This window comes from Bacillus sp. FSL K6-0042 (assembly GCF_038006685.1).
GTDB lineage: Bacteria > Bacillota > Bacilli > Bacillales > Bacillaceae_G > Bacillus_A > Bacillus_A pseudomycoides.
This window is the reverse complement of sequence record NZ_JBBOVS010000001.1, coordinates 1970545-1983747: the sequence shown is the minus strand read 5'-3', so window position 1 is coordinate 1983747 and position 13203 is coordinate 1970545. Positions and strand designations below refer to the sequence as shown.

Annotated in this window: 10 protein-coding genes; 6 read left to right on the top strand and 4 right to left on the bottom strand. The window is 35.4% G+C overall.

The features are described 5' to 3' along the window. Positions 1-254 precede the first annotated feature (254 nt). Positions 255-1646, bottom strand: coding sequence for an MATE family efflux transporter (locus MHH45_RS10295; RefSeq protein ID WP_088094169.1), 1392 nt, complete (start codon positions 1644-1646; stop codon positions 255-257). Positions 1647-2296: 650 nt separating this feature from the next. Between MHH45_RS10295 and MHH45_RS10290 the strand changes: the two genes are divergently transcribed. Then, positions 2297-3943 carry a peptide ABC transporter substrate-binding protein gene (locus MHH45_RS10290; protein WP_088094170.1) on the top strand — a complete coding sequence of 549 codons (1647 nt, stop codon included), beginning with the start codon at positions 2297-2299 and terminating at the stop codon, positions 3941-3943. A 33-nt stretch (positions 3944-3976) separates the two neighbouring features. On the opposite strand, the gene MHH45_RS10285 is transcribed toward MHH45_RS10290, so the two are convergent. After that, on the bottom strand, positions 3977-4180 hold the full coding sequence (locus MHH45_RS10285; RefSeq protein WP_016113783.1) for a hypothetical protein: 204 nt from the start codon (positions 4178-4180) through the stop codon (positions 3977-3979). A gap of 619 nt (positions 4181-4799) precedes the next feature. Between MHH45_RS10285 and spx the strand changes: the two genes are divergently transcribed. Beyond that, positions 4800-5195: a transcriptional regulator Spx gene (gene spx / locus MHH45_RS10280; protein WP_000258267.1), complete on the top strand. Its 396-nt coding sequence runs from the start codon at positions 4800-4802 to the stop codon at positions 5193-5195. Between the two features lie 307 nt (positions 5196-5502). Here spx and MHH45_RS10275 read toward each other — a convergent pair whose 3' ends face one another. Beyond that, complete coding sequence (locus tag MHH45_RS10275; RefSeq protein ID WP_016113784.1) at positions 5503-6174, bottom strand: TerC family protein; 672 nt, start codon at positions 6172-6174, stop codon at positions 5503-5505. A gap of 366 nt (positions 6175-6540) precedes the next feature. On the opposite strand from MHH45_RS10275, the gene mecA reads away from it, so the two are divergent. The 4 genes from mecA (at position 6541) to pepF (ending at position 12055) form a co-directional block, all read left to right on the top strand. After that, positions 6541-7218: an adaptor protein MecA gene (mecA, locus tag MHH45_RS10270; protein ID WP_016113785.1), complete on the top strand. Its 678-nt coding sequence runs from the start codon at positions 6541-6543 to the stop codon at positions 7216-7218. An 83-nt stretch (positions 7219-7301) separates the two neighbouring features. Further along, positions 7302-8846 carry a cardiolipin synthase gene (gene cls / locus MHH45_RS10265; protein ID WP_088094171.1) on the top strand — a complete coding sequence of 515 codons (1545 nt, stop codon included), beginning with the start codon at positions 7302-7304 and terminating at the stop codon, positions 8844-8846. A gap of 94 nt (positions 8847-8940) precedes the next feature. After that, positions 8941-10182, top strand: coding sequence for a competence protein CoiA (locus MHH45_RS10260; protein ID WP_088094172.1), 1242 nt, complete (start codon positions 8941-8943; stop codon positions 10180-10182). Between the two features lie 46 nt (positions 10183-10228). Further along, entirely contained in the window at positions 10229-12055 is a 1827-nt protein-coding gene (gene pepF, locus MHH45_RS10255) for an oligoendopeptidase F (protein ID WP_016113788.1), read from the top strand. A gap of 318 nt (positions 12056-12373) precedes the next feature. Here pepF and MHH45_RS10250 read toward each other — a convergent pair whose 3' ends face one another. Beyond that, positions 12374-12670 (bottom strand): hypothetical protein, encoded by a 297-nt coding sequence (locus tag MHH45_RS10250; RefSeq protein ID WP_170927945.1) that lies wholly within the window; start codon positions 12668-12670, stop codon positions 12374-12376. Between the last annotated feature and the right edge of the window lie 533 nt (positions 12671-13203).

Here is a 13203-nt window from a genome sequence, read left to right as displayed (position 1 = left end):
TCCAAGCGTAGAAGCGGTCAGGTCTTTTTTTCGCCCCATGCCGAGTGAAAACAAAAGGAGAGAAGGAAAAGCTGGAGTAGAGATTTCAGCAATAGAGTGGGGTGATAGAAAAATAGTAACTGAAGTTTTATCGGCGCAAATCCAAATATATCGCCCGTTCCTCAAAATATATCGCCGTTCCGATAAAGAACAGCACAAAAACAGGTTGGAGAAGGCTTTCTCCAACCTGTTTTTTCTGAATATCAACATTAATATTAAGCTTGAACAGGAGCTGATTCTTCAGAAGTCTCCGGTTTAACAAGTGCATAATTTTCCCATGCTCTGCTTTTCCAGCGGAAGAACATAATGATGGCGCGTGTCCATTCATCAATCGCAATGGCTAACCAAATGCCGGGCAGTCCCATGTGCAAATAAAATACAAAAAAGTAGCCAAGTGGTAAACTCATTAATACCATTGAGAATGCGCCAATTAAAACTGGATATTTTGCATCACCTGCTGCGCGCAAGGAATTAATGATGACAATATTCATCGTTCGGCCTGTTTCTAGTAGAATACTTAATAAAAGAACGGTTGCTCCTAGAGCGATGACATGAGGATTATCTGTAAATAACCCCATTAACTGCGTGCGAAATGTTATGACGAGAATGACCATACATAACGTAACACCAATGGCCCACTTTACACTTTTCCATACACGTACATATGCTTCGTCTTTCTCATTTCCACCGACTAAACGCCCAACAATGATTGCTGTTCCCATTCCGATGGCGATAGCGAATAAGTAAGTAAACATTGAAATATTTGTTGCATACTGTCTTGCAGCTAATGATTCTGCTCCTAAGTATGTCGCATAATATAAAAAGACTATTTGACATGCTTGGTACATAACTTGTTCAAAAGCCGCTGGAATACCAATCTTTAAAATCTTGCCGATATATTCTTTTGATAATGTAATGTAGTAGTTCAACTTCACGCGATATTCCATGACGCGGTATAGTAACCAGAAGAAGACAATGAGTGCGATTAAACGGCTGAAAGATGATGATATAGCAGCACCTTGAACGCCCATTTCTGGAAAACCGAATTTCCCGAAAATAAGTACATAGTTTCCAGAAATATGAAAAATGTTCATTCCTAATGAAATCAACATTGCTTGTTTTGTAAATCCATGAACACGAATAATGGCAGCCAGTGAATTGATAATGGCTTGAAGAAAGATTGCTCCCCCAACAATTGATAAATAATTTTGTGCGTAAGTTAATACGTCACCTTGTAAATTCATCGCCATCATCATATTTTTCGAAAATAAAAGAAAACCGGCGCTTATGATGAGCCCGACTCCTAAGTTTAATGTTACCGCTAAAGCTGATATTTTTGATGCTTCCATATATCGTTTAGAACCAAGGTATTGAGAAACAACAATTGCGGCCCCGTTTCCGACTACTTCTAGTACTAATATTGCGATATGAAGGTATTGATTCGCTGCCCCAACACCTGATACCGCGTCATCTGATAGTGCACTTAGCATAAAAGTATCAGCAATCCCCATTAACATAAAAAGAAAAACCTCTAAAAAAATGGGCCATGTTAAGAAAAATAAATTTAATTTTTCTCCCTGCCCTTTTTTGGACGTAATCTCTGTCATATCATCCCCCACTTTACCGATATCCTTTTTGAAACAAAATGTATCTTAACACACTTCAGCAACACTTGCATTCATTTTGCAGCTTGGTTATTGAACTACCCCCACCTTCACTTCATTTAGAGGAGGGGGTCTTCTCGGTTGAAATGATAAATATATATTTCGAAAAAATAGGACATATATAAGTACAAATTGAAAAACCAATAAAAATCCTTTTTTTGGGTTGGGAGAGAGCGTCCGTTCATGCGTAGAAGCGATCATCCCCTTTTTTCGCCCCATGCCGCGTGAAAACAAAAGGAGAAAAGGAGTGGAGATCTTCTTTTATTTTCAAAGCTGTGACTTATATGTTGAAAGATCAAAATGGTGCATATTAGAAGGGAATAATTATACAAAAGATATTATGTGATATAAAATTAATTATACTCTGATAATTTAGGTGATTATAAAAACAGGTATATTTAGCATTTCAGGCAGGAAAATAAGTAATATAAAACGTTTACAGAAAATATTATGTTAATAGAAAATTTTAATAAGATAGAAAAACAAATATACAAATAATATATTTATATGTATAATATGAATTATTAGAACATATAAATATTTCTTTCTGTTTGAAAATGAAAGGGCCAACATTTTTTTAGGGGGATGAAAAAATGAAGAAAAAAGTACCAGTTTTAGTAGCGTCGACATTAGCGATGAGCATGGTTTTAGGAGCATGTAGTTATCAAAAAGATGAGTCGCAAGCGAAAGCAAAAGGGGAAAGCGGCAATAATAATGCGAAACAAGTTATAAATTTAACTGAAACACAAGAAATTCCAACGATGGACACAGCGTTATCAGCTGATGCAGTATCATCGCGAGTAATGAATAATACGATGGAAGGGCTATACCGCCTTGATAAAGGGGATAAACTCGTTCCAGGTGTAGCGAAATCAAGTGAAAAATCAGAAGATGGAAAAAAGTACACGTTTAAATTACGCGAAGATGCGAAGTGGTCAAATGGAGATCCTGTAACAGCGAAAGACTTTGTATATGCTTGGCAACGAGCAATTAATCCAGATAAAGCAGCAGTATCAGCATATATTATGTTTGATGTTAAAAACGCACAGAAAATTAATAAAAAAGAAATGACGCCAGATCAATTAGGTGTAAAGGCTATTGATGATTATACATTAGAAGTAGAATTAGAACATCCAGTTCCTTACTTTGAAAATTTAATGATTTATCCACTGTTTTATCCTGTAAATGAAAAGTATGCGAAAGAGCAAGGGAACAAGTTTGGTCTAGAGGCAAACACAACACTATATAATGGACCATTCGTATTAAGTGACTGGAAGCATGAGAGAAGTTTCCAAATCAAGAAAAACCCATCATACTGGGACAATAAAGAAGTGAAGCTAGAAGAAGTGAATTTTAATATTGTAAAAGACATGGCAACAGCGATTAATTTATATGATACAAAAGCGATAGATCGTGTTATTTTGAGATCTGAGTTTGTTGATAAATATAAAGGGGACAAAGATTTTAAAACTGCAAATGAAGCTTCTGTATTCTTCCTTCGTTTCAATCAGAAAAATGAAGCTTTAGCAAATAAAAATATACGTAAAGCAATCTCTCTTGCTTTTGAACGTAAACCACTTGTTGATACGATTTTAAACAATGGCTCTACTGAAGCGACGGGATTAATTCCAAGCAAATTTATAACAGGGCCAGATAAAAAAGACTTCCGATCTGAAAATGGGGAGTTAGTAAAAGCGAATGCGAAAGAAGCAAAGAAATATTGGGAAGCAGGCAAAAAAGAATTAGGTAAAGATAAAATTGAAGTTGAGTTGTTAAATGACGATGTAGATTTATCTAAGAGAATAGGGGAGTATTTAAAAGGTGAGTTAGAAAAGAACTTACCAGGTTTCACGCTGAAAATTAAGCAACAGCCATTTGCACAAAAGCTTAAACTTGAAGAAAGTGGAGACTATGACATGACATTTGCTGGATGGAGTCCAGACTTCCCAGATCCAGTAACTTACCTTGATATGTTTATAACAGATGGCGCGCAAAATAAAATGAAATACTCTAATCCGAAATATGATGAAATTATCACGAAAGCAAAGACGGATGGAAGCGATGTAAAAGCGCGCTGGAATAGTTTACTTGAAGCAGAAAAAATGCTTATGGATGATGCAGCAATTGCTCCTGTATATCAACGTAGTGCGGCTTATTTACAAAGAGGAACAGTTAAAGATATTTATAAGCATAATTATGGCGGAGATTTAAGCTTCAAGTGGGCATCTGTCGGAAAATAATTTAAAAAGAAGCAGGGAATTTCCTGCTTCTTTTTAGTATGTCCGTTTTTTATAAATCCCTTTGCCGCCAACTTGCTTCCATCCAGATTGTATTTCCGCACTTTTATCAACAAATTTCATTTTCTCTTTCCCACCAAATAGCTTTTCACCGATGCTATTCGTAATGACACCAATCAATGCTGTAATTCCGATGACGAGGGCAGCGACAATTGCAAAATCAATAAAAAAAGCAACCATATGAAAATTCCCCCTTTGCCTGTCTGTATCATTATTGTATGAGAAAAAAAGTTAAAAAGAAAGAAAAGTTAGAAAATAATTATTTTACTTAAAAATAGTCTAGACAATAATAATGAGGTTTGATAAAATTAACAAGAACAAACGTTCTTTTTCGTGGCTGTTTTACATAGCAGTAAGTCTTACATTTCACCATTGTTTTATCAGAAAAAGGTAATAAAGCGCTATCGGAAACATGTGGTGAAGTACATTATATGAAAGAGAGTCTATCAAAAAAATAGTTCTAAAGACGTATACGAATGGGATATAGGGCTTATGTCTTCAAGTAGTTATGCCAGCTTTACTGGTCCTAAGCAACAGTTAAAGACATATGGTGTTTTCCCTATTAGTAAGGAAATTTACTGTATATTTCTTTCTGAATCTATTGTATAATGATTATAGAAGTTACTTATTTAAAGTAATTGTTGTTTAATAAAAGTTGCTTGCTCATAAGTTGTTGTTTACATCGAAAGCAATTTTTCATTTTGTTGTAAGACAAGTCATAGTGAAGGATTGCTGGGAAATAGAAATTTAAACTGTAATTAGTACAGAATTTGTACTCTTTAAGGAGAGTGAGTCTTGTATGGTAACACTATATAGTTCTCCAAGTTGTACGTCTTGTAGAAAGGCGAAATTATGGCTAGAGGAAAATCATATTCCTTATACAGAACGTAATATTTTCTCAGATCCATTAACGATTGAGGAAATTAAAGAAATTTTACGTATGACAGAAAGCGGAACGGATGAGATTATTTCAACTCGTTCGAAAGTTTTCCAAGAGTTAAACGTTAACTTAGAATCTTTACCACTTCAAGATTTATATAAGATGATTCGTGACTACCCAGGCATTTTACGTCGTCCTATTATGATTGACGAAAAACGTCTTCAAGTAGGTTATAACGAAGATGAAATTCGTCGTTTCTTACCACGTACAGTAAGAACATTTCAGTTACGTGAGGCACAGCGTCTTGTAAATTAATATTAAAAGTTTTGTATATGAAAACCTTCTACCTCACAGTAGAAGGTTTTCTCATATATTAAGTAGTTGTCTCAGTATTTGTAGATAACTCCATTTTGATTTTTCGACACATTAGCTGCGGTTATGAAAACAAAAACAGTTCTCCACTTATTTCCTCTTTTTGTTTTTTTCATGGCATGGTGCGAAAAAAGGAACTGACCGTTTCTATGCATGGCCGGATGCTCTCTTCCACCCAAAAAGAATGGTTTGATGTTGGTTTTTCAATTTGGATTTATATAAATCTATATCAAATCAAGAAATACAAGTTTTACTTTACATTCCCTAATTTGATATGCTGAACAATAAACCCGATTGTTAATACTGTGAAAATAAAGAGGAAGGGTATACTTGTTGCAAAGGTCGGGTTATGCTGGAAAAAGTTCGCAAGTCTCGCTTCATGGGTGATCATTCTGCCAGCCGTGTAAGCAAGAACTGCTCCTCCGCAATAAATGAGAAAAGGAAACCGCTCCATAAATAGTAAGATGAGTTTGCTTCCCCAAATAATAATAGGGATGGAAATTAATAATCCGATAATTACGAGTGTAAAATTTCCATGAGCCGCTCCAGCAATCGCAAGGACATTATCAAAACCCATAACGAGATCGGCAAATACAATTGTACGGATTGCTTGAAATAATGTCGTTTTTCCTTGTATAGAAGAAAGGTCATTATTATTGTCGGTTAGTAAATTTACGGCAATCAGTGTAAGTAAGATGCCGCCAATAAGTTGTAAGAAGGGAATATCGAGTAAGTATACAGCAAGTATTGTAAGGAGAATTCGCAGCACGATTGCTAGGACCGTACCAATAAAAATAGCTTTATTCCGTTTAGATTCAGGTAAGTTTCGGCTTGCAAGCGCAATTACAATTGCGTTATCACCGCCTAGTACAACATCGATACCGACAATCATTAGTATAGATGTCAAAAAATCTAACTCCATCATTTTTCCTCCATTTATTCTGTTTTAATCAGTAATATAGGTGCAGCTGTATGTATGAAACGAAAAAGCTTGACCAGCTCTATTACAATTGTACGGCGCTAGGTGGAATTGTATGTCCGATTTTTTATTAAGAAGGAATGAGGGAGTTTATATCGCAAGTGTATATAATGGAATATATAAGAGGAAGGAAGTATGATGTATTAGCATAGAATAATCTAGGCGAATGACTGTTTTTCTAAAATGAAACGATTTTATTTCCATTCTGGAGAATCTTATCATAAAATGAAAGTACAAGAATCTATTGATTTGTCATATGAGTGGGGAATCCCTTCATAACAATTCCGAATAGGAAGGGAGAGTTGGATTTTGGACATTGAAAGAATTAACGATCATACGATGAAGTTTTTTATTACGTACGTTGATATAGAAGATAGAGGGTTTAATCGAGAAGAGATTTGGTACAATCGTGAACGAAGCGAACAATTGTTTTGGGAAATGATGGATGAAGCTCGCGATCATGATGATTTCTTTATTGATGGGCCACTATGGATCCAAGTACAGGCGATGGATAAAGGCATTGAAGTACTTGTAACGAAAGCACAGCTTTCAAAAGATGGACAAAAATTAGAATTACCAATAGGTCTAGATAAAATCATTGATATTCCTCTAGATGAGCGGATTGAATCACTATTTCAACAAGAGTTAGAGGAAGAGATGGAAGCGGGAACAAACTTTAACGAAGATGGAACATTTGGCTTTTTAATTAAATTTGATGATTTTGAAGACGTTATTTCGTTAAGTCATCGTCTTATATTTGAAGATATAAAAGATGAATTGTATTCGTTTGAAGACCGCTATTATGTATATGTTGAATTTGATGAAGTGCTACACGATGAAGAAGAAATTGACCGTATTCTAAGTGTTATTTTAGAATATGGGGAAGAGTCTACTTTAACGGTTCACCGTGTAAGTGAGTACGGTAAACAGGTTGTTAAAGAACACGCACTTGAGACGATTCGCAGTCATTTTCCTCCTAAAACGTAGGCCGATTTCAATATTATGAAATCGGCTTTTTATATGATGGGTATGATAAGAGTAGAAAAGCTATGTAAGTAAGGGGGGTAGGAATGAAAAATACATTAAAGTTACTTTTCTTTTTTCTAGGTTTATTCACAGTGTTTGTTTCGTTACGAATGTTTATTGATGTAGCATTTTATTCGGATGTTATAGGCATAAAGAATATTTCGTTTTTAGGATTTATAAGTATTGTATTTACTGTTTCTGCATTTTTAATTGGCTGTGTTATTTTCTTGGAAAATCGGCATCCATCTAAAACATTGACATGGTTAATTGTACTCGGTATTTTTCCTGTATTTGGTTTCTTTGCGTATTTATTGTTTGGACAAAATTTCCGCAGAAAACGAATGTTTCAAAAGAAGGCTCTTTTGGATGAACAAGCTTTCTTACAATACAAAGGACATGAAGATTATCAAGAACGCATTTTACAGAATCATAAACATCAAGAACTGCTATTTCGTTTAGCGGATCGGCTTGGTGCGTTAAATATTTCATTTCAGACAGAAACAAAAGTGTTAACGAATGGGGATGAAACGTTTCAAGCAATTTTAGCAGGATTGCAAAAAGCGAAGCATCATATCCATATGGAGTATTATATTGTACGTGATGACAAGCTTGGTACACAAATTAAAGACATTTTAATTCAGAAGGCACAGGAAGGTGTTACCGTCCGTTTTTTATATGATGCGGTTGGAAGTTTTAAGCTGTCAAATGCTTATATCGATGAATTAAACGATGCAGGTGTCGAGATGATTCCTTTCTTTCCAGTGCGTTTTCCGATTTTGAACGATAAAATTAATTATCGAAATCACCGAAAAATCGTTGTCATTGATGGGAATGAAGGTTTTGTGGGCGGACTGAATATTGGTGATGAGTATTTAGGGAAAAATAAATATTTTGGATTTTGGCGAGATACACATTTGTATTTACGAGGTGAGGCCGTTCAAAGCCTGCAACTCATATTCGTACAAGACTGGTTCTATATGACAGGGGAAGCAGTATTAGCACCTGAGTATTTACAGGTGGAAGCAGTGGATGGCGATCATTGGGGCGGTGTCCAACTTGTCGCAGGTGGGCCAGATAATAAATGGGAGACAATTAAGCATCTTTATTTTGCGATGATCGCTTCGGCAAGGAAGTCTATATGGATTGCTACACCTTATTTTATTCCAGATGATGATATTTTATCTGCATTAAAAGTAGCAGCTCTTGCGGGCATTGATGTCCGTTTATTAATGCCGAGTAAACCGGATAAACGAACGGTGTTTTATGCATCAAGGTCTTATTTTCCGGAGTTATTAGATGCAGGGGTAAAGGTATACGAATATGAAAAAGGTTTCCTTCACAGTAAAATTGTCATTGTCGATTCTGATTTAGCATCAATTGGGACAGCGAATATGGATATGAGAAGCTTTCATTTAAACTTTGAGGTGAATGCCTTTTTATATGATACAGATAGTATTCGAAAGCTTGTTAAGGATTTTGAAGAGGATTTGCAAGAATCCAGTGAAATTCATGTGGATCATTTTCATAAACGCCGCCTTCATAAGCGAATTGTAGAATCGGCATATCGTTTATTATCACCTTTATTATGAGGAGGATGTTCTTACAAGGACGTCCTCTTTTTGTCTAAAAAGGAATTTGTAATGAATTGTAGAATACAAAGCGGTATAGAAAGGATGTGGTATTATGTTTGTTGCAAGGAGAGAAAATGGAGGGAAAGTTCACCTTCTTGAAAGCTGCAATGAAAAGGAGCTACTTGCAATGCGAAAGAAGGAACGCTTTTTTTGCCCGATTTGCAGGCGAGAGGTGCAGCTCAAGTTAGGGAAGCAAAAGAGATGGCATTTTGCTCATAAAAAATTAAATCAGTGCCTCGTTTCATCTGAGCCTGAATCCGCTTATCATATGCGCGGGAAGGAACAGTTATATAGATGGCTCAAGTCGCAAGGATTTCATGTAAAAATCGAACATTACCTCCCAGAGATTCGCCAAAGACCCGATCTGTTTATTGAAATGAAAGGAAGACAGATTGCAATTGAATATCAATGTGCCTCTTTATCCACTGAGCAGTTATTAAAACGAACGCGTTCCTATTGGGAAATAGGGATACAAATCATTTGGATATTAGGTGGAAATCAACTGAAAAGGCACTCTGCTTATTGGATCTCATTATCCTCGTTTCATTTTCTCTGCATACAATCTTATCCTCAGCCTTCACTTCTCTTTTTTTGTCCAAATGAAAAATCATTTCTGAAATGCGAACTTCTTACCCCGTTTTCTGCAAAGGTTTATTTATCACAGATCATTTATTGCCCGGTACGTACCATCACTTTTGAGAAACTCTTTTGCCAAGCACCAATTACGAAAGAACGATTGGAGCGGGAATGGCAGAATAAAAAGACCTACTTTCGAACGAATGTCCTTCCAATATGGAATTATAGTCATAAATCACTTTTACATCTTCTATATCAATATCACCTTTCTCCCTCTTGTTTTCCATCTGAAATTGGTGTTCCTCTTCCATATGCATTTGCATTTCAAACGCATCCTTTTGTATGGCAGGCTTTTCTTTGTATAGACTTTATTGGCAAATTTAAAATTGGAGAATATTTTTCATTACATGCTGTTTTTTACTATGTAAATAAAAAGCGTAGTATTCAGAGGCGCACGTTACCGTATTTTTCGCAAAATGTATGGCAATTCGCAATCGTAGAGTATGTAACGTTTTTATGTAAAGCGGGAATGATTGAAAAGGTGGATGTGCATAAGTACCGAAAAATAAGGCAATTTATGATGCCGAAAACAGAAGGAGAAATCAAAGAATACGATGCGATTTGTTTGTCGCATGCGCTATCTTTATTCGAAACAAAGTACAACATGGGAAAAGGAAAAGCGGATATAATAAAGGAGTATCCTGAAGGAATTACATAAGCAGAATCGAATTGTACTAGTAGAGATTAAAAGGAGGTTTTTATTGATGTCTAATCAAAAAACAGCAAAAACATTGCCAGACCGCAGTGAGATTGAAGAAATGAACACATGGCGTTTGGAAGATGTTTTCCAAACTGATGAAGAATGGGAAAAAGAATTTCAAGCAGTAAAAGAATTACTACCAAAGTTAACTGAATTTAAGGGGAAACTTGGTGATTCTGCTGATTCATTATTAGAAGCTTTACAATATGAAGATGAAGTCTCAATGAGATTAGGAAAATTATATACATATGCTCATATGCGTTACGACCAAGATACAACAAATTCTGCTTATCAAGCGCTGAATGATCGAGCAACAAACTTATATTCTCAAGCGTCCAGCAGCATGGCGTATATCGTTCCTGAAATTTTAACAATTTCAGAAGAACAATTACAGTCGTTCTTACAAGAAAATAAAGAATTAAGCGTATATGAACATGCGTTAGAAGAAATTACACGTCAGCGTCCGCATGTACTGTCAGAGGCGGAAGAAGCATTGTTAGCAGAAGCATCTGAAGTCATGAGTGCATCAAGTAGTACATTTGGTATGCTTAATAATGCAGATTTAAAATTCCCATCTATTAAAGATGAAAATGGTGAGGAAGTAGAAGTAACGCACGGCCGTTATATTCAATTTTTAGAAAGTGATGATCGTCGTGTTCGTCATGATGCATTCCAAGCTGTTTTCGAAACGTATGGAAAATATAAAAATACATTTGCAAGCACACTTAATGGTGCAGTGAAACGTAATAATTTCAACGCGCGTGTTCGTAAATATGATTCTGCACGCCAAGCTGCGTTAAGCAATAATAATATTCCTGAAACAGTATATGACCAACTTGTTGAGACAGTAAATGATAACTTACATTTATTGCACCGTTATATTGATATTCGTAAACGTGCATTAGGTCTAGAGGAATTACATATGTACGATCTATATACACCACTTGTACCAGAAGTGAAAATGAATGTGAAATACGAAGAAGCGCAAGAAATTTTATTAAAATCATTAAACGTCCTTGGTGATGAGTATGTTGAGATTTTGAAAGAAGCATATGAAAACCGCTGGGTAGATGTATATGAAAACAAAGGAAAACGAAGCGGTGCGTATTCATCGGGTGCATATGGAACAAATCCGTATATTTTAATGAACTGGCATGATAATGTAAATAATTTATTTACACTTGCACATGAGTTTGGTCATTCTGTGCATAGCTACTATACAAGAAAAACACAGCCACATGTATATGGTGACTATTCCATATTCGTTGCGGAAGTTGCATCAACTTGTAACGAAGCAATTTTAAATGATTACTTATTAAAAACGACAGAAGATAAGAAAGAACGTTTGTATTTATTAAATCATTATTTAGAAGGATTCCGCGGTACAGTATTCCGTCAAACAATGTTTGCAGAATTTGAGCACATCATTCATAAAAAGGTACAAGAAGGTCATGCAGTAACGCCAGATATGTTAACGGAAATTTACTATGATTTAAATAAAAAATACTTTGGAGATGCTTTAGTCATCGATAAAGAAATTGGTTTAGAGTGGTCTCGTATTCCACACTTCTATTACAATTATTATGTATATCAATACGCAACAGGATTTAGTGCGGCAACAGCTTTATCAAAACAAATTTTAGAAGAAGGAAAACCAGCCGTAGAGCGTTATATTAACGAATTCTTAAAAGCTGGAAGCTCCGACTATCCAATTGAAGTATTGAAAAAAGCAGGAGTAGATATGGCATCACCAGAGCCTGTTAAAGAGGCATTACAAGTATTTGAAGAGAAGTTAAATGAATTAGAAGCGCTATTATTTGAAGGTAAATAATAGCGAAAGAGGGAAGGCGGGAGTGGAGATTCTCGTCTTCTTTCTTTTTAGCTATGTTAAATAATATTGTTGATTTCAGTAAAAAGTAAGGGAACACCTATTTATGGAGTTCCCTTTTTTCGTTAAAGCCCCCGATTATTAAATAAAAAAATCAGTCAAAGGCGATGTTAAACTATCGTGTTGATTATTTATTCCGCTATTCGCGGGCAGTAAGACCTCCACCTCAAGATTCAGAGAGAAACAAGGAAGGTAGGTGGGGGGATCAACTGCCGTAAAACCCCCACTGATTAAAGTTTCACTTTATCAATTTCATCTTAACTAAGATTTTTGAAAGAGTTTCAGTTGTTTCATATAGTCAACAGCCTTCGTTTTATTCTTTTGTTTAGAAACATATTCTGCCTCGTTTTTATTTCTATAATAGCCATTAAATGTATCTTCACAAAGAGTACCGTCAGAAATGGCTTTTTTAACTGCACAGTGTGGCTCGTTTGTATGTGTGCAATCAGAAAACTTACATCTCCTGGATAAATCTACTATATCTTCAAATCCAAAATCTAAGCTTTCTTCAAGGTCTATCATTTCAAATCCCATTTTACTAAAATTCAATCCTTCCACCCACTTTTAATAATGTTTAACAATTGAAATCCTATATTGCTAGTCCTACAAACGTTGTATTCCATTAAACTGCCTTTAACGGAATACTAAACGATTATTGTTTTGTGAATTCTGACAATTTAAGTTTATCATACGTCGCTTTCTTTGAGAACAGACAGTTTTCAACCATCATTATACTGACTGTTGTGTCGTCATTTCGAGGCCTGGTTTGGTCAAAGAACTCTTTCAGACCGTATTGATCTGCTGTGCTTAACTTTCTAATTTCTTAGATGATTTCCTTCAGTGCCATTCGAAACAACGCGCTCTCGTACTTTTTGTGTGCAGAGCAATCGTTCGTTGTTTTCGAATATCAATAGAGAAATTTAACATAGTTTTCTTTTTAGAAGCCTTTGAAATGGTTCCTATGATTGAAATACGAGAGGCTAATTACAATGATTGCGAATAAAAGAGGCAAGGCAATCATCTTTGGAAATGCTTGTAATAGTGAAAGAATGTACAGAAAAAAAGAAATACAAATGCCAAATAGTAGAAAG